This window comes from [Rhizobium] kunmingense, from assembly GCF_977018605.1.
The window spans coordinates 826,187-847,387 of record NZ_CDRNXG010000002.1; the positions used below are offsets into that span (position 1 = coordinate 826,187).

Here is a 21,201-nt window from a genome sequence, read left to right on the forward strand (position 1 = left end):
CCTTCGGGCCAATTGGAAGACAAGATGATAGACTTTTCACTGACGGATGACAGCCGGCTGCTGGTCGAGACTGTCCGGAAATTCGTGGAGACAGAGGTTCAGCCGCTGGAAGAAGCGACCGAGCACGACGCCCGTATTCCCCCCGAAGAGCTGAAACGCGTCAAGGCAAAGGCCCAGCAGCTCGGCCTTTATGCGATGAACATGCCGGAAGATGTCGGTGGCGGTGGTCTCTCCTGCGTCGACCACTGCCTCGTCGAGGAAGAACTCGGCAAGACCTCCGACGCGCTGATCCGCCGCGTATTCGGCCAGGTCTATCCTATGCTTCTCGCCTGCGAAGGTGACCAGCGCGACAATTACCTCCTGCCGACCGTCCGTGGCGACAAGATCTGCGCCATGGCGATCACCGAGCCGGGCGCCGGGTCGGACGCGGCTTCGATCAGCACGACGGCGCATCTCGATGGCGACGAATGGGTGCTGAACGGCACCAAGCATTTCATCAGCGATGGCGATATAGCCGACTACGTGATCGTCATGGCGCTGACCGAGAAGGAAAAGCGCGCCCGCGGAGGCATCACTCTCTTCCTCGTTGATAAAGGCACGGCAGGCTTCAAGGTTGCTCGCAACCAGCCGATGATGGGGCACCGCGGCTACGGTCATGCCGAACTGGTATTCGACAATTGCCGCATCCCGGCATCTGCAGTGCTCGGCGAACTCGGCAATGGCTTCAAGCTGATCATGAAAAGCGTTCTTGAAATTCGCCTGGCTCATATCGGTGCCCGTGCCGTGGGCATGGCGAGCCGTGCGCTCGAAATGATGCGCACCTATGCCGGTGAGCGCAAGCAGTTCGGCCAGGCGATCGGCGATTTCCAGATGGTGCAGAAGCTGATCGCCGACAGCGCCATCGAGATCTTTGGCGTCAAGATGATGGTCCTGAACGCTGCCTGGGAAATCGACCAGGGCATGGAGCCGCGCGATAAGGTCTCGATGATCAAGGTTGCAGCATCCGAAATGCAGGGCCGTGTCGTCGACCGCGCCATCCAGGTTTTTGGCGGCATGGGCTTCACCAAGGAAGTTCCGCTGGAGCGGATGTATCGCGATGCCCGCGTCACGCGCATCTATGACGGCACGTCGGAAATCCACCGCATGCTGATCGCCCGCAGCGCGATCAAGAACGGCCTCAATCTCTAAGGAAAACCTCTCAATGACGACGCAATCCACTCTGACGGTCGGCGCGACCTTTTCCTTCCGCAAGACGATGACGGTCGCGGAACAGGCGATGTTTACCGGCATCAGCGGCAATCTTGGCCCGCTTTATGTTGATGCGCGTGCGGCTGCCAAGGCCGGTGCGGCCGGCATGGTTTCCTTCGAGCTTGCCGTCAGCGCGCTCGCGACCACCTGCCTCAATCGCCTCGGTGGTCCTGACCGGCGCATCGGCGCACTCGCGCTCACCTTCCTGGCTCCCGTCATCGTCGGAGAGTCCGTACAGGCGAGTGCGGAGATCACCGCAATCGAGGGCGACGACGTGGTCTGCAAGGTCACCTGCACCAACAGCGGCACCGGCGAAGAGATCATCGCAGGGACCGCCCGCCTCGTTCCCTTCACAGCCAAGGGATAATCGGATGTACGACTTCAAATCCTTCGATGACCTGAATTTCGGAGACAGGGTGGCGATCTCCAAGACGATCACCGAGGCCGATGGCGCGCTTTACATCGCGGCCACGGGAGATTTCGGGCCGGTTCACGTCGATGAAGTCTATGCCGGCGCTACCCGCTTCGGCAAACGGCTGGCACCGGGCATCATGGTCGCCGGTCTTTGCACCAGCATCCTGACCAGCGAACTCGTCGGTGTCGTCGGCATATCGATCGAGGATCGCTTCTGGTTCACTGGCCCGGTCGTCTACGGCGACACCATTACGTTCGAAGTCTGGATTGCCGAAAAGCGCGAGGAAAACCGCACGATCATCTGGCACGCGAGCGCCCGCAATGAAGACGGCCTGGAAGTACTCAAGGCCGAGGCGACACTGAAATTTCCCCGCAAGAAGCCGGCGGCCTGAGAAAGCGACATGAGTACGACGATGAAGACACCGGATCTGAAGGGCCTGACGGTCGCAACACTTCTCCCGTATCGCGAGGATTTCTCAATCGACTGGGACGATTACGCCCGTGTGCTCGACTATTGCGTCGCGCCGGACGGTGTCACCGCCGCCCTCGTCAACGGCCATGCGGGCGAAGGGGGGCTGCTGACCGTTGCCGAGCGCCGCGAAGTGATCGAGCGCACTCGCACCCATATCCCGAACAAGCCGGTTCTTGCCGGCGTTATCGCCACGTCCACAGTGGAAGCGATTGCTGAAGCGAAGATGGCGGAGGCGGCAGGTGCCGACTGCGCCGTCCTCTTCCCGCCGGGCCCCCTTGGCGGCGGAGCCTCGGCGACATCGCGTGCGCCGGTCGCCTATGTCCGGGCGGTTTCCGAGGCGATCGGCATTCCGGTCTCACTCTTCCAGTATCCGCTGACATCCGGTTACGGCTATTCGACCGAAACGCTGTGCGAACTTGCAGCGATCAAGGGCGTGATCGCCATCAAGGAGGGCAGCGATACGATGCTGGCCTACGACGAGAACTGGCGCGCCGTGAAAAAGGCGAACCCACATGTGTCGATCCTTGCCTCGAACTATAACTGGTTCCTTCCACAGATGGCGGTTGGTGCCGATGGCATCCTATCGGGTCTGGGCAGCCTTGCACCGCATCTGTTTGCCGAGCTTTGGCAAGCGAGTGCCGCTTGCGATCTTGCCGCCATGCGTGCCGTCAACGATCGGCTCTATCCGATCGTCCGGGCGATCTACGGACCGTCGCCGCTGATCGATATGCACACCCGCATGAAGTCCGGCCTCAAGGCGCTCGGAATCATCCGCAACGCATCTCCGCGGGCGCCGATGATGCCGACCGAAGAGAGTATTGCCGCCAATATCGCAACAGCTGTCGAAGCCGCCCGCAAGGCCGGCGACATCCGGCTGGCTTAAGGAGATCGCGATGCAGGACAAGGCTTTCACCCATATCGTGCGTGTCGATATCGACCCGGAACATGAGGATGCGTTCAACAGATGGTATGTCGAGACGCATTTTCCGGACCTGCTTGCCTGCCCGGGCTGGCTTTCCGCCAAACGCTTCGTTTCGGTCGGAGACGGGCCGCGTTATGCCGCCATGTACGAGGTGGCCGGCGGCTGGGCCTTCGAGACGCCCGAGTTTTCCAGGGTCAAGGGTTTTGGTCCCTTCGAGCCTTACGTCAGGAATTTCACCCGGATCCAGCTTCGTCCGATCGACTGAGCCGTTGGGTGTCATGCGCTTAGGCCGTCGCCATTTCTAAAGCTTTGGCGGCTGAACAAGGATAAGAAAAAGAAAAGACGTGAATTCAAAATTTCACCACTCCGGAGAGAACAACATGATGAAATTCCTTATGAAAGCGAGCGCCGTCGCGGCCCTCGTATTTTCGCCTGCCGCTGCTTTCGCTGCCTGCACCGCACCGGTGATCAGCGACGAGAACCTGGTCGAAAAAGGCAAGCTGCAGCTTTCCATCAACCCCACCAACCCGCCGCAGCAATTCATTGACAAGGATGGCAAGCTGCAGGGTCTCAACGTCGAGATGGCTGCGGAACTGTCCAAGCGCCTGTGCCTGCCAATCGAACTCGTCCGCATGGACTTTCCGGCGATGATCCCGGCCATGAGCGCCGGGCGTATCGACGGCATGAACACCGGCATGTTCTGGACCGAAGAACGCTCGAAGCTGATGTATCTCGTGCCGAACGGCCGCCAGTCGGTTTCCGTTGTCGTCGCACCCGACAGCAAGGAGACCTATTCAAAGCCGGAAGAACTACTCGGCAAGACCTCGGCCGTCGAAGTCAGCACCTATCAGATGAACTGGCTGAAGAAGTTTAGCGACGACAGCGCTGCCAAGGGTGCGACTGCTGTCGAGATGCGCACCTTCCCGACCGCGACCAACGTGGTTGCTGCGCTCCTTGCCGGACAGGCGGATAACGCGCTGTTGGTCGACAGCGTCGCACGCGATCTGGTTAGCAAAGACAGGGTCAAGGAAGTTTTGTCGGGTCTCGGTGCAGCACGCACCGCCATGTCCTTCCGCAGCAAGACGGTTGCCGAAGCGATCGTCAAGGCGACAGAAGAAATGCGGGCCGACGGCTCCTACAAGGCCTTGTTCGCAAAGTTCGGTCTGACACCGCTCAACGATGATGAGCCGGTCGAAATTGCTGGTCCCGGTCCGGCCTGATTGCAAGCAGTCCCTGCGCGCCCGATCATCGCTAAGCGATATCCGGCGCGCAGGCCTGGTGGTACCGCTCAAGGCGCCGGGATCCCGCGCCGCACGCCAAACAGGAGATGAACGTGCGTTATTTCGATCCGGCTGCTTTCGTCGATTATCTTTTCAACCATTTCCTGATGGGCGGCGTTCTCGTCACCATCGGGCTGACCCTAGCGAGTGTCGCCGGCGGGCTTCTTCTCGGCATGATCATCGCGCTGATGAGGATGTCGCAGAACCTCATGCTCTACGGTTTTGCGCGGACCTATATCTGGTTCTTCCGCGGCACACCGCTTTTGATCCAGCTCGTGGTCATCTATACCGGCCTGCCACAGCTCGGCATCAAGCTGGGTGTCATCGGCTCGGCGCTGATCGGCCTGATCCTGCACGAAGCTTCCTATCTGGCCGAAATCATCCGCAGCGGTTTCATGTCGGTGCCGCAGGGACAGCGTGAGGCTGCCTGGGCGCTGAGCGTTCCCCGGCGAACGATATTCTGGCGCGTGACGCTGCCGCAGGCCTTTAGGCTGATGATCCCGCCGTTTGGCAATTCGGTCAATTCGCTGCTCAAGGCGACCTCACTCGCTTCGGTCATCTCCGTCGAGGAAATCATGCGGCGCAGCGATATGCTGATGCAGGAGCACTTTCAGATTCTAGAAGTCTATGCCGCGGCAGCCGTCTATTACCTGCTGCTCGTGTCGATCTGGGATCTGATACAACAGCGCCTCGAAGTCCATTTTGGCCGTTCCCTCGATCGTAATGCCAAATCCACCCCTGCCAAGCGGCGCTAATCTCCAGAAAGGCAGGTTTCAATGACAAACGATACAAATCAGAGCCCGATCGAGACGGAGCGCTACGCGCTTCGAATGGAAGCGGTCTACAAGCGGTATGGCGATTTCACCGCGTTGACCGAGGTTGACCTGAAGGTTGAGAAGGGCGAGCGCATCGTCATCTGCGGCCCCTCCGGTTCCGGAAAATCGACGCTGATCCGCTGCATCAACCATATCGAAAAGCATGACGACGGCCTGATCTTCGTCAATGGAATCGAATTGCAGCACGATGCGAAATCGATCGACCGCGTGCGCCGTGAAACGGGCATGGTCTTCCAGAACTTCAACCTCTTCCCCCACATGACCATTCTGGAAAACTGTGTGCTTGCTCCGATGTCGGCACATGGCCTGTCTCGCAGGCAAGCTGAGGATCGCGCCAAGTCACTTCTCGAACGCGTCCATATCGGCGATCAGGCAAATAAATTCCCGGCACAGCTCTCCGGTGGCCAGCAGCAACGCGTGGCGATTGCCCGCGCACTCTGCATGCAGCCGAAGGTGATGCTGTTCGACGAACCGACCTCAGCGCTTGATCCGGAAATGGTCAAGGAAGTGCTGGAAACGATGAAGAGCCTCGTCGGTGATGGTATGACGATGATCTGCGTGACCCATGAAATGGGCTTTGCCCGCGAGGTCGCGGACCGGGTCGTGTTCATGGACAAGGGCCGCATCGTCGAGCAGGCGCCGCCGGACCAGTTCTTCACCGCGCCGCAGACCGAACGGGCCCGTTACTTCCTCGACCAGGTCATTCACTGAGCCCAGATGCTTCAGCCTGCCAATACTTCGATGAGGAAATGAAAATGAGCGTTGAACTCGGCATGGCCGCGTGCGTGTTCAGAAGTGTCGAGATCCTGCCGGTCGCGCGCCATGCCGGCTTCGATTTTCTGGTGGCGGACATGGAGCACGGCGCCATGTCGCTCGGAGAGGCCGCGGCGCTGTGTGTCGCCGGACGCATGGCAGGTTTTCCGGTCTATGTGCGGGTGCCCAAGGCATCGTCCGATCACCTGACACGGGCGGCCGACTGCGGTGCCCGCGCGATAATCGTACCGCATGTGGACAGCCTCGTTGAGGCGCAGAGCATTGTCGACAAACTGCGTTTCCCTCCCAAAGGGAACCGTTCGCTGCCAAGCCCCATAGCTGCAGCCTCGTTCTGGCCAGTCCCGGCGACGGAACTGATTTCGGCGTCCGAAGACGGTTTCCGCATCTTCGCAATGATCGAAAGCGCAGAGGCGCTCGCGGCCGTTGGGGACATCGCGGCCGTCGATGGTCTGGATGGCGTGCTGATCGGCTCACAGGATCTGGCCCAGTCGCTGGGCCGTGCCGGCAATCTCACTCATCCGGATGTGATCGCCGGTTTTTCCCGCATCGCCGCTGCGGCGCGAGAGAACAGCAAGGTGTTCGGCGTAATGGGCGTGCCGCCGGCACTGCTGGAAACCCATGCCGTTGCGCTCGGTGCAGGCCTGATCGTCGTGACCAACGAGATCAATCTTCTCGCCGAAGCGGCGATGGCGTGCGCGGTGGGAACAAGGCAATCGATTGAAGGAGGAAAAGCTAAGTGAGCAACTTGAGGATCACGATTGCCGGAGAGGTTTTTCCGGCGCGGCTGGAAATGGAAAAGGCACCTGCCACATGCGCCAGCCTTCTGGCCCGGCTGCCCTTCATCGAACGGGTCATTCACGTTCGCTGGAGCGGGCAGGGGGTCTGGATGCCACTGGGCGAGATGAAATTCGACGTTCCTTATGAGAACGCGACGAGTTATCCCGCGCCGGGCGAGATCATTCTTTATCCGGGTGGCGTCAGCGAGACGGAAATCCTTATCGCCTATGGCCGGGTCAACTTCGCCAGCATGGCGGGCCAGCTTGCCGGCAATCATTTCCTGACGATTACCGAGGGCCATGACCGTCTGGCCGCCATCGGCAACAAGGTTCTGTGGGAAGGTGCACAGTCCATCGCATTCGAGCGGGTCTGATCATCGAGAAATCGGCAAAGAGGAGTTTGTCATGAGCCAACTGGATCTTGCGATCCGCGGCGGGACGATCGTCACCGCAAGCGACATGTACAAGGGCGATGTCGGCATCGTCGATGGCCGGATCGTAGCTATCTCGAACGAGATCACCGGTGCGCGGCAGGAAGTCGATGCTTCCGGCCTCTGGGTCATGCCCGGCGGGATCGACAGCCATGTGCATATAGCGCAGGATTCAGGGCCTGGCATTGTAATGGCGGACGATTTTGCCTCCGCGACGGCTTCTGCCGCGGCAGGCGGCAATTCGACGGTGATGTCCTTTGCGCTACAGAAGCGCGGTCACTCACTCAGGCAATCGGTAGAGGATTATCGCAAACTGGCCGACGGCCAGTGTTTCGTCGACACAAGCTTCCACCTGATCATCTCCGACCCGACGCCGGCCGTACTTGGCCAGGAACTACCCGCGCTGGTGAAGGATGGTTACACGTCCTTCAAGGTCTTCATGACCTACGACGATCTCGTTCTCAACGATCGCGAACTGCTTGCCGTCTTCGACGTCGCGCGGAGGGAAAAGGCTCTCGTCATGGTGCATTGCGAGGGCTACGACACGATCCGCTTCCTTGCCGAACGTCTCGAGCAGGAAGGCAAGGTTGCGCCTTATTATCATGCCGTGTCACGTCCAGAAGTGGTCGAACGAGAGGCCGCGCACCGGGCGATCAGCCATGCGCAACTGGTCGATGTGCCGATCATGATCGTGCATGTCTCGGGCGCCGAGGCTATGGAACAGGTGCGCTGGGCACAGCAGCGTGGCCTCAAGGTCTATGCCGAGACCTGCCCGCAATATATCACGCTAACCGCCGAGGATCTCGACGGGCTCGATATGGAAGGCGCCAAGTATGTATGCTCTCCGCCCCCTCGCGATGCGGAGAGCCACAAGGCGATCTGGGAAGGCCTCTCCCAGGGTGTGTTCCAGACCTTCTCTTCTGACCATTGCCCGTTCCGCTACGACTCGCCTCAGGGCAAGCTGAACCCGAAGGCACGCTCCTCATTTCGTTGGGTGCCAAACGGAATTCCGGGTGTCGAGACGCGTCTGCCTATCCTGTTTTCCGAAGGTGTATCAAAGGCCCGGATCACGCCGCAGGCCTTTGTCGCGCTTTCGGCTACCAACCATGCGCGGATGTACGGGCTCTATCCGAAGAAGGGATCGATCGGCATCGGCTTTGACGCCGATATCTGCCTCTGGGACCCGAACCGCAAGGAAACGCTGCGTCAGGAGATCCTGCATCACGGTTCCGATTACACACCGTGGGAAGGTTTTGAAGTCACAGGCTGGCCGGTCGCGACCTTCGTCCGCGGCAAGCTCGTCTACCGCGACGGAGAGGTCCTCGGTGAGCGGGGTCACGGCCAGATCCTGGCGCGCGGTATCAGCGAATATGTCGGCGCCTGAACGGTTCTGACATGCAAGAACAGAAAAATGAAAGGCATGCCATGGCGCAGACAAAAGACCGAAACCATGCATTCGCCGGTATCTTCGCATCGACGATATGCCCGATGACCGGCAGCGGTGCGATCGATATCGACAATCTCGCCGCCCATCTTTCGTCCGTCGCCGGTACCGATGGCATGAGGGGCCTGCTAATCAACGGGCACGCGGGCGAGAATTTTGCGTTGGATCGTGCTGAAAGCGCCGAGGTTGTCAGGACCGCCAAAGCCGCATGCGGCAAGAGCCTGATCGTAGCCGGGATCAATTCCGAACGCACGGACATAGCGGTAGCGTTGGCCGAGGACGCCGCGGCGGCCGGTGCGGATGCCGTTATGGTTTTCCCACCATTCTCCTGGGCGCTGGGTGCCGATGAGCGGCTAATTGTCAAGCATCATCGGGCCGTGGCCGCGGCTTCCGGCCTGCCTCTCTTCCTGTTCCAGGGCTCGGTCGGTTCCGGGAAGACCCCATTCTCGGCAAGCGCTCTGACAAAACTTCTGGAAATCGAAAGTATCGTCGGCATCAAGGAAGGCAGCTGGGAAACTGCGGCTTATGATGCGACGCGCAGGCTGTCGAGGCAGCTGCGCCCGGATGTTGCCGTCATGGCGTCAGGTGACGAGCATCTCTTTACCTGTTTTGCGATCGGTAGCGACGGCAGCCTCGTCAGTCTTGCCGCGGTCGTGCCGGAACTGATTGTGGCGCTTGATCGGGCCATGCTGCGGGGCGACCTTGCTGAGGGAAGAGAGATCCATGAAAGGCTCTACGCTCTTGCTCGAGCGGTCTACGGGGCACCCGGCCATCTCGCTACGTTGCGACTGAAGACATGCCTCAAGCTCCTGGGCCGTATCCCCACCGCAGCGTCCCGCTCGCCGATTTGTGAGCTTGATAGCACGGAAGTGCGTGAACTCGCCGCCGCGCTCACAACGGCTGGTTTATCGGCAAGTTTGAAGATATAGAGATCAAGCTAGTAACACCGTCGGGAAAGTCTCAAAAAGGTGCTTTCTAACGTCAATACCGTGCTTTATCTTATCACATATTTCGTCGGTTTGTGCGGCTCAGGTGATTGCTAGAAGATGGCAACTAGAGGTTTGATACCGACACGAGCTCGTCGTTCTAACCACGTTCCGACAGCCCGCAACTTCCATGGAAGGACATTCCGCTTCTCTGGATGGAGTACTGGGCCAGGTCTGGGTCTGCGTCGATCAACCCATTGAGCGTCGCAAGAGCGCTGCGCCAGTTCTGCCTGCGGCTTCACGGTGATCGCCACCACCCCTCGTCCCTGGAGAAGCTACTGGTCGGAAATTGTCCCGCTTGTGATTAAGCAATCGAGCATCGAACACCACCTTTCTCCCCGGGATCTCATTGCGACTGGCCGATCTCAGCCGCTGGCGACCTGTCGGCCGCAAGGGAAGCTTCCGCCGCGGCCGGTGCAATTTTGCACCTTGATCGCCGCGCCCTTGCCCCCTCCGCTCTTCGCGGCGGACTGACATGTGACCGCAATTTGCGGAAAGCAAGAAGGGGCGGCCGCGCTGCGGCCGAAGAAAAATGAAGCGAGAAGAATTAGAGGCGCTCCGCGCCAAGGTTACCTGCGAAGCGGTGCTGGAGCAGGCCGGCTATGAAATCGACATCAGAGAAAGCTCCGGTCGAGCGGTCAAGTACCGACAAGGCAGCAACATCGTCATCGTGACGCATGCCGGGCGCGGGTGGTTTGATCCGCTCAGCGACAAAAAAGGTGACGTCTTCGGGCTTGCCATGTTCCTCGACGATATTTCCTTCCCATCTGCGGCGGAGGCGGTTGCGTCACTCGTCGGTTTCCGATCGTCACGGCCGGAATGGAGATCCTCGCCGAGGTCAGAGCCAACCAAAGGGATCGGCGAGCGGTGGCGGAGCCGTCGCGTGCCCTCTCCCGGATCCGGGGCCTGGCGCTACCTGTGCTGGGCGCGCTGGATTCCGATCGCTATAGTCCGGCAAGCAATTCGGGAGGGGGTACTTAGAGAAGGCCCCTTTGCCAGCATGTGGGGGGCACATCTCGACAACGACGGCCGCGTTGTCGGTTGGGAAGAGCGTGGTCCTGACTGGCGCGGTTTCGCAACCGGTGGGTCGAAGGCTCTTTTCCGTATGGGACCGAGCGATGCCACCCGCCTTTGTGTCACGGAGGCTGTGATCGATGCAATGAGCCTGGCGGCCCTAGAGGGGCCTCGCGAACAGACGCTTTATCTCAGCACCGGCGGTGGCTGGTCACCGGCGACAGATGCTGCTCTTGTGACCCTGGCGAGGCAGCCAGCACTTACGCTGGTTGCTGCCACGGATGCCAATTCCCAAGGGGATGTCTATGCCGATCGGCTGCGGATGATCGCCGAAAGGACAAGCTGTAATTGGCGGCGCTTGCGACCCACGGCAGACGATTGGAACGAAGTACTGCAGAAGAGGAAGTAAGGAGAATAAGAGGAGTAATGCCGAGAGGATAAGCGAGCCGTACCGCCTACGCGCTGGCCGTGCCAAAGTGCGCTTGAAGGCTTCGACAATGAGAAGCGCGATATCTTCGGCGGTTGCAGAAATCGCAGCGGAGGCCGGCGTCTTATTGGACGCGGACTGGTGGCCTGTTCCAGTTCGCCACCCGCTACCGGATTGGATGCCAGGCGCGAACAGCTGCGAGAAGTTTCGGATTTCCAAATCAGGGCTTCTGCTGACTTGCCATGGCATTGCTGATGGGCGGCGAGATCTATCAGCGGCGTATTCAGCTTGGGACTTGAAATTGATCTTCCTCAACAAGATCTCAGGATCACTTCCCGATGAGGCGATGTCCTGTTCGCTGCAATCGTCGCGGCGTTGGACGTTGTCCCGGGATAAAGAAGAAGGCGCTCCCCTTACGGGTCGAGCGCCTTTTTTGCATCGGAAGCGCGTGCAAACGAGGCTCGGCATCTTGACCGGAACAGCTTCGCAGTTGAGATTTGTATCAAAGTATACCGCAGGAACACATGCCATTTTTTCTGGTGACGCAGACATCGCTGGTCGAAGCTCAAGATAAGCATGAGGCCGCTGAAATCGGGGTCGACCGGCTCCGCTCCGGCAGAGAGGTCACCGTAACGGTGAAATCGGATGAAACAACGATCACGAACATCGTTGTCGCGGCTTTGGTGGAAGAGCCGATCGCCGTGTCGACCGACAACGCTACCAATCTATTGTCTGCTGCTATCCCTGAAGTGGCTCTCGCCGCACCGGCCAACAGAATACTTATCCTGAAACGTATGATGGCCGACGGGTTGGCTCTTCTGGGGCGGCGAACCTAGCCGCTTTCTCGAAATTTGGCTTGCCGCCATTCTATCGCGTGCGAGCATTGGCTCGCGCCACGCCAGTGCTAACATCTGACGTTGCGTAATGCGCTTTCTTATCCTCGTACATCAGAGCATCGGCACGCCTGACGACAGATTCCATCGTCTCCCCGGCCTCGCTCGTCGCTACACCATACGACATGCTGAGCGGTGCGGTAGAATAGAACTGATTGTTGATCTTCAGGAGTTCAACGATCGTCTCGACAATCGTGGCCGCCGCCTTGGTGTCGGCGCCGGGTAGAAGCACTGCGAACTCGTCGCCGCCGATCCGGCAGGCGTGGTTTGGCGCAGACACCGCGCCGTTTAGGATCTCGCCGAAGCGGCGCAAGAGGCCATCGCCGGCATCATGACCGAGCTGGTCATTGGCTTCCTTCAATCCGTTGAGATCGATGATCACCGCCGAGACCGGGCGCAGCGACTTGCGCTCCAGCCGATTCATCTCGTCGGCATAGAAGGCGCGATTGTAAAGCTTGGTGAGCACATCATGCTTGCCGAGATATTCGAGATAGGCTTCCGCCTTCTTGCGTGCGGTGATGTCGGCAAGCGCCACCTGAACCCGTGACCAATCTCGCTCGTGGCCGGGAAACACGGAAAAATGTAACAGAATATGTCGCTCGGAGCCGTCGAGCGCGTAGTTGATCACCTCGCGATGGTGAAACAAATTGCCGTTCCACAGTTCCATCAGCTGTTCGCGGAACGGTTTCTCCATATCGTCGCGGAAGACGTCGCCTAGGCGCTGCAGGAGATCGAACCTGTCTTTGGCGCAGAACAGGTCGAGCGTCGCCTGGTTGACGTCTATGACACGGATCTCGCTCATGCATTGACGCACAAATTCCGGATGGACGTCCATGAAGGTGCGGAAATCGGTAATGCCGCGATCGCGGATATTCTCGATCAGCACGCGGATGCGGCTGAAATCCTCGATCCACAGCGATACGGGCGAGTGCTCGAAGACACCTTCCGCTTGCTGTCGCTGTTCAGCTTCGGCGCGGCGGGCATCCTCGCGGTCGGTAATGTCTTCGGTGGTGAGTAACAGTCTACCAAGCGTCTGCTCGTAACCCGGCAGCACGGCACCGCGCAGCTGGATATCCAGCCGCCGACCGCCGATCGCGTAATTGACCGTTGTGCTGGAAAACGTGCGGTCACCATCAAACAGCGCCGCCAATTCGTTGATATGAGTGTCCAGCATGTCGTCGCGGAAGACGGTGCCGATGTTGGCGGTCAGATGTTCGAGGCTACCAGCCTCGAACAATTCCAGAGTCTTGGCATTGACCTCAAGCACGCGGATGCGCGTCGAGCAGGCAATGACGCGTCTGCGATCCTGCTGCAGAAAGGCCCTGATATCGGTGACGCCCTCTGTGCGCCAATTATCGAACAACGCCTTTACCCCGCTGAAATCCTCGATCCACATAGCGATCGGCGCGAGGTTGAAAATATCGGAATCGAAGGTCGTGGTCATTGGAAACGCCTGAATAAGAATTTGAAGCAGCCGGCACCATGCGCCCCGGAAAAGGTAACTTTATGTGGAAGAGGTAAACCGCTGCTTGCAGGTCGCTCCCTAAGTGAAAAATATAAAGGAGAGCGGCAGGAGGGAACCTGTCGGAGATCGGTTCTCCTGCCGGTGCTATTGCTCAACCGCCGCCTGCGTCATCCCCGCCGCTTGCTCCTCGCAGGACTTGAAGCCCCGCTTGTCCGGCTCGGCAAAGATGCTTGGCTCCAGTTCGGCTGCTCGGCGGCCACGGTCCGTGTCTTCGAGAAAAAAACAAAGCCGGGAAGGGGTGCGAAGCGCCGATCTAGTCTCCCCTAGACAAGGAAAAATCCCGTGTAGATCATCAAGGTTGACCCGCGCGCGCTGAAGGAGAACTGCGACCGGATGCGCCAGTCGAAGTCGTCGCCGCAGGCCGATACGCTGATACTGGCCACAATCACCGTCGGCATCGTCCATCTGCCGGGGAGCGCCCCGGCGACGGGCGGCGGCGACGGCTACATCATCGCCGCCGATCTCGAAGAAAACGAGATCATCGTGGCCGACGCTGCCAACGACAACGGTGCGATGCGCTCGATGGTCGAGAACAGCGTTCGTGAACCCTCAATCCGGTTGACCAGTGGCGTGGTATTGAACGGCTCGTTGCCCTCGGCTGGACCGAGGGCGCAATCGCGGTCGCTCCAACCCTTCCTGTCCGCCAGATCCGCAAACTGCGCCTGCTTGCAAATGTCTGCCCGGCATGCGCGAACAGATGGCGCTGGGTGACAGGCCGTCGGAATAGCAGTTGCGGGTGATCGTAGCCGCCGTCCAGGTCGACGAGAAGGAGGTCTGGAAAGCGCACAAGCCGAAAGAAGGGCGACGCGGCTCCATAGTGGCAGGTCGCCAATGCCCTGACCAAGAATAGCATGTATCCCCGCGAGACAAGCTTCGGCGACGATCTGGCACACGTCTACGGGATCGAGTGGGTGGAGGATCTCTTCGCTCCGATCGACGTCCTGCGCCGGACTACGTTGTCATGTCGGCAATTCTGTCTGAGCAGCAGCCCGCCATGACCGAGGTTGTAACAGTCGTCGGCGGCGACCGAAGGTCAGGCGAACACGAGCATCGCTTCCTTGGGCCGAGTGAAGGGTATGCGGAGCGCGGCCGGTTCGGCTCATCGATTTCGCTCATCACGCTGCGTATCATGTGCCTTCCTCCTTCGTCGGCTGACGAAGTCGAGGGGAAGCGGCATAATCCATATCCGCCGTCGCTATCACGGGCGGAGGCATTGACACCTAGCGCAGGGCCGAGCGGCATTGCGAGTGTCTGACGCGGCAGATTGCGGCGCCCCCGGACGGTGGCCGACAACGCTGAAAGACCCGACCCGGACGTGAAGCCTATCTGGTGCCGCCTCTATCATCAGGAGCCTGTCGACCGCCTCACCTTCGAATGGTGAGGAGAACTCGACAGGTCTGCTTGCAGACCGGCGGCGCAAGAGCACGCCGTCGGTGAACTCGCACCTCGTGATCACGCACCGGCGCGCTAGCTGCCGGGTAGGGGGAGCCGGAACAAGGTGTCGGCTGGGCGTCGTCTCGCCATCATGCAGCGATCGTGTCTGCAAGTGTGGCGGGCTTGGCCATGTTACTCCCTTTCGGATTGGACCTCATATCGGCCCTGTGCGGGACTGCCCTTCTTGTCTCTGCGGCCTGAACCGGCGGCCGGTCGTTTCAAGGCCGCTGGCGCGCCGTAGAACGGCCGACCCACCCTCTCTGCGCGAGGGGAATCTCGCAGTCCCAAGCAGGCCAAGTCCTGCTGGCCTGCAATCCTCCCCTGCTTGCTCAGTCGGATCGGACCTGTGAAGCCGACCGCCCTGTGCCGGTTCCTGGTCGTCCGCATCGAAGGGCATACCGGCACGGGCCGGAACCGCTTCGGCAGCCACGGAAGGAACAGACATGGCCAAGCCCACCACACCCAATCGCGCTTACGCCAGACCGGCGAAATCGCGCCGCGGCACCACCCTCGAAATGGTCCGCCACTGCTGCCCCGACGTCATTCAGGCGCTGAGGATCGCCGAAAGCTTTGGCACGGCAGTCGTCGACAGCGATGGTATCCGTAGCCTCCACGAGCGGCTGATACTCGAGACCGCCGACAGCCTCACCGAAGGTATCGGCGACAAGGCGATGCAGATCCACCTGCAGCGGATCGTCGGCGCTTTCGTCGGATCAGCTCATGGTGCCGGCCAGTTCTACTCACGGGCCGTCACCGAGGCGCGCGACGCAACTGCCAAGGCATCTAACGATGCCCGCGATGAGGATCTCGACGGGCCGGTCGGCTACGATAGCGCCGCTCAGCGCAAGCGGGAATTCGCGGCCGACATGGGTGTCCAGTCCCACGCGCTGCGCATGGCAGCCGAGGGCGCGGTGGCGGCCTACGAACAGGTTGTCGGCGAGGCCTGGAAGCCCTTCGACCGGCCGGTCGAGAACCCGGGCGCATCGCTCGACCGTAAGGCGGCCGAAGCTCAAATGGCCACCTTTGGCTGATCGGTGCCGCGGGGCGTCAGCCCCACATCCCTCTCTTCAACGCGACGGCCTGTATCCAGGGCCATGTTATCGGAGAAATTCGAAATGCTTGTTTCCATCCAGCTCATTTGCATCGCGATCTCGCTCATCTTCGCCGCTGCGCTATCGATCGGTAGCTACTTCAACGCCGCCTGGCTTAATTTCCGTGACGGCATCATACGCGACCTGATGTTCGAATTCGTCATTTTCACCTTCCTGCTGACAGTCCTGGTTACGGTGGTGCGGCCGCAGTGATGGTATCGTGGCGGACCGTGGCCCTGCACCTCACTTTTCTTCTGCTTAAAGGTCGGCACACGCGGTGCCGGCTTTTTCGTTTCGGTCTTAATCGAGGAGGGGGAGCGTGCCGCTCGCGACCCGTCCCGTTTAGCGGTCCTGCCGGAGCCGGTATGCCGATGCAACGGCTCTGCCGTCCTCCACGTTGTTGCGGCCGTTCCGGTGCATCGCCATCCTGTCGGCCCCAGCTTTGGACCTCCGTGACGGATCGCGAGTACCGCGCTCCTGGAAACGGAGAAAAGATATGAGCAGAAACATAGGAACGGATCGCAAGGGCATTTACGCGCGGATCACTGACCGGATCGTCGAGGATCTCGAACGCGGCGTGCGTCCCTGGATGAAGCCCTGGAGCGCTGCCAATACAAATGGCCCGATAACGCGGCCGTTGCGCCACAACGGCCTTCCATATTCAGGCATGAACGTGCTGCTCCTCTGGTCGGAGCAGACTTCGCGCGGCTTCGCCTCGTCGATGTGGATGACATTCAGACAGGCGCTCGAACTGGGCGCGGCCGTGCGGAAGGGCGAAACCGGCTCGACGGTCGTGTTCGCGAGCCACTTCACCAAGGCGCAAGCGGATGCAAAAGACAACGAGGTTGATCGAGACATTCCATTTCTGAAAGCGTATTCTGTGTTCAATATCGAGCAAATCGACGGGTTGCCGGATAGCTATTACGCGCCGGTGACGGAGGTGATCGATCCGGTGCAGCGGATCGAAAGTGCTGATCGCTTCTTCCGCAACACTGGCTCACATGTTCGCCGCGGTGGCAATCAGGCCTATTACTCTCCCGCTACAGACCATATCCAGCTCCCGCCGTCAAAGGCATTCCGGGATGCGGAATCCGAGGCGGCTGTAGCGGCGCATGAGCATGTGCATTGGACAGCGGCGAAAGGCCGCGTCGGACGCGACCTCTCGCGCTATGCTAAGGATCGGAGGGACCGTGCGAGGGAAGAACTCATCGCCGAGCTCGGCAGTTGCTTTCTTTGCGCCGATCTTGGGATCGTGCCGGAACTGGAACCGCGGCCGGATCATGCATCCTACGTGAACACGTGGTTGTCGGTGCTCTCGGGCGATCGGCGGGCCATTTTCCAGGCGGCAGCACATGCACAGCGGGCTGTGACGTTTCTGCATTCGTTGCAGCCGGACATGGAACCGCTCCATCGGGCGGAATGATCAGGCGAAGCAGACTTGATCAAAAGTGGGCGTCACAACCGGTGGCGGCCCGGTGATCCCGTCCTCCTGGGTGACGAACCGTGTCGAGACGATACCCCAGGGTTCGGGTTGCAACCTGCCCTGTTCCGGTTGGCAATCGTGCTGGATGCAACCCCGAAGCGGCGGTAGCAACAGTCGAGGACGCCACGCGATGACTTCGGTTCATCTGGCCACTGTTGGCGAAAGCACCTTTGTCACATTCTTCTCCCCGTGTCTCAAGCCACTCCAGAAGCGCGCTCGATGGGGCATGTCTGACCGGAAAGCGGCTTAGCCTCGATCGGCTCCCGCAACGGCAGTGGTCGGATTTCGTGCCCCGGGCGGCGAGCCGCCCTCCTCTCCCTCCAAGAAATCCGGCCCCTGCCGCCTTCCACTGCGTTTCAGCCCGATTGGGTGCGAGCCGATCGTCCCCGGTCTTGTCGACAACCATCGAGGCCGCACTGGAGCGGCTCGAAACAGCGAAAGGAACTTTGACATGGCTACCATCGGCACCTTTACCTCTGAAAGGAATGGCTTCATCGGCTCGATCCGCACTCTTGCCCTCAACGTCAAGGCCCGCATCACCCGCGTCGAAAATCCTTCGGAAAAGGGCCCGCAGTTCCGCGTCTACGCGGGAACTGTCGAATTCGGCGCCGCCTGGCAGAAGACCTCTGAACAGGGCCGTGACTACCTCTCGGTCAAGCTCGACGATCCGAGCTTCCCGTCTCCGATCTACGCAACGCTTGCCGAGGTCGAAGGTGAGGATGGCCTCCATCTCATCTGGTCCCGCCCAAACCGGGACTAATTGACATCATGAGGCTTCGCCGCTGGCGGAGCCTTATCTCCGTATCGCGCTTACAGCGCGGCTAGCGCGCGCCAAACCTGGCAAGCATCTTGCGCAATTGCGCATTCTGCTCAGCGAGCTTCTTTGCAAGCTGGCGCCGTAGTTCGGCGACATCGGCATCAAGCTCCGCCATCTCGTCCAGGAAGGATTTGGGGCCGGTAGCAATTGCGGGAGCGTCCTCGTCAGACCCGCCGGCGGACACCGAAGGCTTCGCGTCCGCCCCATTCTTTTTTCGACGTGTCGGTGATGGCTGCACCGATGTTTCGCTAGCGCCAGCCACCTGGGGCGCAGGCTCAATAGGGGCAGGTGACGCGCCTTTGGGTCTCGATAAGGTAGGGAGTTCTTCTGGCTCCGCGACCCCGATTGGATCCCCAGAAGCTCTTCCTTTCGTATCATCAAAGATAAGCGCCGCTTCCTTATCAGCATCCATAGCAGGAAAGGCTTCCTCAGCTTGCGCCTCCATCGGCTCAACGGAGCGAGCAGCCACGGTTGCCTCGCCAACCGGGCGAGGCCCTTCCGCGCCGGGCTTGTCTTCTAGAGCGATGGCGTCGGCGGCGACGGCCGGGGTGTCGTCATGACTTTCAGCCTTCGGATTACGCGACACCAGATCAGCTACAAATTTCCATGGTGTTCTCATCGCGTCAAACCCTTCAAGTATTGCGGCGGACTGTTACCGCAGTCATCATCTCGCCGGTTCCGTTCGGTGCCGGCACCGTAGAGCGAAAGATTGGCGGCACCTGACCCATTGTCCAAGGCGCCGCAGGCGACCCCACGTCAGGCCTTGCCAAGGCGCTTCCGCAGATCGGCGTTTTCGGAGCGAAGCTTGTCGGAGAGTTCCTTGCGCAACTGCTTGTTCTCCTCCTCGAGCTTGATCAGGTCGGCTATATCGTCGATCGACGCTGCAGGAACGGAAGCTGCAGCCTTTTTGCCAGGAGCGCGCGCGACGACCTTCTTCGGTTCAGCGGTCTTTTCAGCCTTGACCGGAACAGTCCTGGAGCCGCGCTTAGCACGGGTCTTCTTGGTCGGCTTTTCAGCCGCCACTGTCGCTGCATCTGCTATGCCAGCGCCAGCAGCCTTCGGTGCACGTGGCTTGCGGGGCTTCTTTTCAACGCGGGGCGCGGCCGGTGTGTCGGGCGTGGCAGTCGTTTGGATCGTAGTTTCGTCGGCCATCAGTGTTCTCCTCTGTCAGGCGAACAAGCATTTGTTTCCCCTCTGTCTTGGAGTCAATGCTGCAAGCCGCCGTTTCGGCCGCCATCAGCGCGTTTTGCGTCGCTAGATACTGAATTCTTTCAATGCGGCACGTAGCGCCGGTTCAGAAGCTTCTATGAGACATGCCTGATCGGATACCGGCTGCGCCTCGATCTTATTGGCAACGGATTGAGTATGGCGCAGGTCCCAAGGCAGGTTTTATCGACCCGATCTGCATTTCAACACGGTACAATCAAACGCTGGCTATTCGATCATGGAAGGGCTAGATCGTCGCCGACGTGATAGGGAGCCCGGTATGGAAAACGCAATCAAGATCGAAAATCGCGGCGATTTTGGGCAATGGGCGATCGAGGCCGCCAAGCATATCGTCAGCGAACATGGGTTCGAACTGGCAAGAGCTGCTCGCGACGGCGAAGACCATGATGTTCGCGCTGCCGGCAATGCGCTCGGACAGGCAATCACCAACGCTCTGCTTGAGGTTTACGATGGTCTGCTCGACGACGCGAACGAGCCGTAGAAACAGCAAAGCCGTCACCGCAGCGGCGGCAGATATGGCATGTCGTCTTCGGCGACATGCCATATCCAAGATGCAAGATCCGGTCGAGCCTCGATCATCTCCCGCATCGTTTCCTCGAAACTGTCTGTGGCATCCGGCGGGACGATGTAGATACCCAGTGGCAGAGGTCGTGCCTCAGGCAGGATGACATTGGCCATAGGAACACCACGGGCAAGATTGAACCGCAGCCCCTTCACCGACTTCATATGCAGCCGCACCACGCATTCGACAAGCTTTTGTTCATAGGCGCTCTCGATCGGCAGCCAATGCTCCGTGACCGTCATTACGGCCATCTCGTTTACCGTGACGATACCGGTCGCCGTCCCGCCGATCGTCATGATCGACATCAAGTGTGACGTTTCGGAACTGTGCCACAACATGAGTTCGGTCGCAAAGCGACGCTGCAGGGATCGCCAGGCCGGGTCTTCGAGGAAAAGCCGAAAACCGGGCATGTGTTTTATGACGATCTGTCGACCATTGCGTGCTTCGGCAAACTCCTTGATCTCCGCGACCAGCACCATCAGCTTCTTCGGACCGGGAGGCGTATGGAACAGACGTGCGAATTTCTGCGCCCTACGCTTCTCGATCGCTTCCTTGTCGTTTGCGCGAAACGGCTCCGGGATGAACAGGCGTTCGGCGAGCGTTTCTCCGCGAACTTCCATCAGCCCGGCTGCTTCGCTCAGGTGATGATAGACGTGCCACCAGTGACGCTTGCCAGACCAGTGCGCCGTCCATTCCGTCATCCCGCTTTCGTGCCACAGAAAATGCAGCAGGGCGCGCAGCGAAAGCTTTTTGGCCTCGCTGCGAACACTGTCGGCAGGTGTCGCCGTCCCGTTTGACCCAATCATCGCGCCGCGCTTCGACAGCGAGAAATCGAGTTTCAAGGCGGCTGTTCCCGCGATGGGATCAAGCTTGATGGCACCACCCATCAGGGGGCCAAGGCCGGACAGTTCGTAAGGCGGCTCGTAGGAAGGGCAGGCCGCATCGTGTTTGCCGCCGGTGAGCGGCATCCGCTTGATCACCAATTGATCGCCGATATCGGCAATGTACATCGCCACTGCCGGCTCGCAGCACAGGCAGAGCGGTCGAACCTTTTTGCGATACGCTTGTGTCATATGGTCCGTGAAGTTCTTCTCGCCCTCATTGCACACAACGCCGTCGAACAGGAAGCGCCTCATAGAGCACAC

23 protein-coding genes and 1 pseudogene are annotated in these 21,201 nt (G+C 60.0%); 20 read left to right on the top strand and 4 right to left on the bottom strand.

What is annotated here, in order from left to right:
* Positions 1-24 precede the first annotated feature (24 nt).
* The 14 genes from AC0JZ4_RS22345 (at position 25) to AC0JZ4_RS22410 (ending at position 11,860) form a co-directional block, all read left to right on the top strand.
* The gene (locus AC0JZ4_RS22345) at positions 25-1,188 is read left to right on the top strand and encodes an acyl-CoA dehydrogenase family protein (protein ID WP_471888667.1); all 1,164 of its coding nucleotides are present in this window, start codon (positions 25-27) and stop codon (positions 1,186-1,188) included.
* A 13-nt stretch (positions 1,189-1,201) separates the two neighbouring features.
* On the top strand, positions 1,202-1,615 hold the full coding sequence (locus tag AC0JZ4_RS22350; protein ID WP_471888668.1) for a MaoC/PaaZ C-terminal domain-containing protein: 414 nt from the start codon (positions 1,202-1,204) through the stop codon (positions 1,613-1,615).
* A 4-nt stretch (positions 1,616-1,619) separates the two neighbouring features.
* Entirely contained in the window at positions 1,620-2,054 is a 435-nt protein-coding gene (locus tag AC0JZ4_RS22355; RefSeq protein ID WP_471888669.1) for a MaoC family dehydratase, read from the top strand.
* A gap of 9 nt (positions 2,055-2,063) precedes the next feature.
* The gene (locus AC0JZ4_RS22360) at positions 2,064-3,017 is read left to right on the top strand and encodes a dihydrodipicolinate synthase family protein (RefSeq protein WP_471888670.1); all 954 of its coding nucleotides are present in this window, start codon (positions 2,064-2,066) and stop codon (positions 3,015-3,017) included.
* A 10-nt stretch (positions 3,018-3,027) separates the two neighbouring features.
* Positions 3,028-3,321: a hypothetical protein gene (locus AC0JZ4_RS22365; RefSeq protein ID WP_471888671.1), complete on the top strand. Its 294-nt coding sequence runs from the start codon at positions 3,028-3,030 to the stop codon at positions 3,319-3,321.
* A 115-nt stretch (positions 3,322-3,436) separates the two neighbouring features.
* On the top strand, positions 3,437-4,276 hold the full coding sequence (locus AC0JZ4_RS22370) for an ABC transporter substrate-binding protein (protein ID WP_471888672.1): 840 nt from the start codon (positions 3,437-3,439) through the stop codon (positions 4,274-4,276).
* Between the two features lie 113 nt (positions 4,277-4,389).
* Positions 4,390-5,091 (top strand): amino acid ABC transporter permease, encoded by a 702-nt coding sequence (locus AC0JZ4_RS22375; protein ID WP_471888673.1) that lies wholly within the window; start codon positions 4,390-4,392, stop codon positions 5,089-5,091.
* 21 nt (positions 5,092-5,112) lie between these two features.
* Positions 5,113-5,883 (top strand): amino acid ABC transporter ATP-binding protein, encoded by a 771-nt coding sequence (locus tag AC0JZ4_RS22380; RefSeq protein ID WP_471888674.1) that lies wholly within the window; start codon positions 5,113-5,115, stop codon positions 5,881-5,883.
* 44 nt (positions 5,884-5,927) lie between these two features.
* Positions 5,928-6,686 (top strand): HpcH/HpaI aldolase family protein, encoded by a 759-nt coding sequence (locus tag AC0JZ4_RS22385; RefSeq protein ID WP_471888675.1) that lies wholly within the window; start codon positions 5,928-5,930, stop codon positions 6,684-6,686.
* On the top strand, positions 6,683-7,096 hold the full coding sequence (locus AC0JZ4_RS22390; protein WP_471888676.1) for a DUF3830 family protein: 414 nt from the start codon (positions 6,683-6,685) through the stop codon (positions 7,094-7,096). Before AC0JZ4_RS22385 ends, AC0JZ4_RS22390 begins: the two co-directional genes overlap by 4 nt.
* A gap of 31 nt (positions 7,097-7,127) precedes the next feature.
* Positions 7,128-8,537, top strand: a complete 1,410-nt coding sequence (hydA, locus tag AC0JZ4_RS22395; protein WP_471888677.1) for a dihydropyrimidinase — start codon at positions 7,128-7,130, stop codon at positions 8,535-8,537.
* Between the two features lie 41 nt (positions 8,538-8,578).
* The gene (locus AC0JZ4_RS22400; RefSeq protein ID WP_471888678.1) at positions 8,579-9,526 is read left to right on the top strand and encodes a dihydrodipicolinate synthase family protein; all 948 of its coding nucleotides are present in this window, start codon (positions 8,579-8,581) and stop codon (positions 9,524-9,526) included.
* A 589-nt stretch (positions 9,527-10,115) separates the two neighbouring features.
* Positions 10,116-11,006 carry a DUF3991 and toprim domain-containing protein gene (locus AC0JZ4_RS22405; RefSeq protein WP_471888679.1) on the top strand — a complete coding sequence of 297 codons (891 nt, stop codon included), beginning with the start codon at positions 10,116-10,118 and terminating at the stop codon, positions 11,004-11,006.
* Between the two features lie 542 nt (positions 11,007-11,548).
* Entirely contained in the window at positions 11,549-11,860 is a 312-nt protein-coding gene (locus tag AC0JZ4_RS22410) for a hypothetical protein (protein WP_471888680.1), read from the top strand.
* Positions 11,861-11,891: 31 nt separating this feature from the next.
* Here AC0JZ4_RS22410 and AC0JZ4_RS22415 read toward each other — a convergent pair whose 3' ends face one another.
* Entirely contained in the window at positions 11,892-13,361 is a 1,470-nt protein-coding gene (locus tag AC0JZ4_RS22415; RefSeq protein ID WP_471888681.1) for a sensor domain-containing diguanylate cyclase, read from the bottom strand.
* 414 nt (positions 13,362-13,775) lie between these two features.
* Here AC0JZ4_RS22415 and AC0JZ4_RS22420 point away from each other — a divergent pair.
* From AC0JZ4_RS22420 to AC0JZ4_RS22440, 5 genes and pseudogenes are all read left to right on the top strand, one after another.
* Positions 13,776-14,416: pseudogene (locus tag AC0JZ4_RS22420) on the top strand (plasmid partitioning protein); the annotation flags it as partial.
* A gap of 903 nt (positions 14,417-15,319) precedes the next feature.
* The gene (locus AC0JZ4_RS22425) at positions 15,320-15,907 is read left to right on the top strand and encodes a hypothetical protein (protein WP_471888682.1); all 588 of its coding nucleotides are present in this window, start codon (positions 15,320-15,322) and stop codon (positions 15,905-15,907) included.
* 84 nt (positions 15,908-15,991) lie between these two features.
* On the top strand, positions 15,992-16,180 hold the full coding sequence (locus AC0JZ4_RS22430) for a hypothetical protein (RefSeq protein WP_471888683.1): 189 nt from the start codon (positions 15,992-15,994) through the stop codon (positions 16,178-16,180).
* A 283-nt stretch (positions 16,181-16,463) separates the two neighbouring features.
* A complete protein-coding gene (locus tag AC0JZ4_RS22435; RefSeq protein WP_471889067.1) occupies positions 16,464-17,390 on the top strand; it encodes an ArdC family protein in 927 nt (308 codons plus the stop codon).
* 511 nt (positions 17,391-17,901) lie between these two features.
* Positions 17,902-18,210, top strand: coding sequence for a DUF736 domain-containing protein (locus AC0JZ4_RS22440; protein WP_471888684.1), 309 nt, complete (start codon positions 17,902-17,904; stop codon positions 18,208-18,210).
* 61 nt (positions 18,211-18,271) lie between these two features.
* On the opposite strand, the gene AC0JZ4_RS22445 is transcribed toward AC0JZ4_RS22440, so the two are convergent.
* Both AC0JZ4_RS22445 and AC0JZ4_RS22450 read right to left on the bottom strand, forming a co-directional pair.
* Complete coding sequence (locus AC0JZ4_RS22445) at positions 18,272-18,886, bottom strand: hypothetical protein (RefSeq protein ID WP_471888685.1); 615 nt, start codon at positions 18,884-18,886, stop codon at positions 18,272-18,274.
* A gap of 137 nt (positions 18,887-19,023) precedes the next feature.
* Complete coding sequence (locus tag AC0JZ4_RS22450) at positions 19,024-19,419, bottom strand: transcriptional regulator (RefSeq protein WP_471888686.1); 396 nt, start codon at positions 19,417-19,419, stop codon at positions 19,024-19,026.
* Positions 19,420-19,753: 334 nt separating this feature from the next.
* Here AC0JZ4_RS22450 and AC0JZ4_RS22455 point away from each other — a divergent pair, with 334 nt between their 5' ends.
* Positions 19,754-19,975 (top strand): hypothetical protein, encoded by a 222-nt coding sequence (locus AC0JZ4_RS22455; protein ID WP_471888687.1) that lies wholly within the window; start codon positions 19,754-19,756, stop codon positions 19,973-19,975.
* A gap of 14 nt (positions 19,976-19,989) precedes the next feature.
* Here the strand turns inward: AC0JZ4_RS22455 and AC0JZ4_RS22460 are convergent, their stop codons facing one another.
* Positions 19,990-21,192 (bottom strand): DUF1173 domain-containing protein, encoded by a 1,203-nt coding sequence (locus AC0JZ4_RS22460; RefSeq protein ID WP_471888688.1) that lies wholly within the window; start codon positions 21,190-21,192, stop codon positions 19,990-19,992.
* Positions 21,193-21,201: the final 9 nt, after the last annotated feature.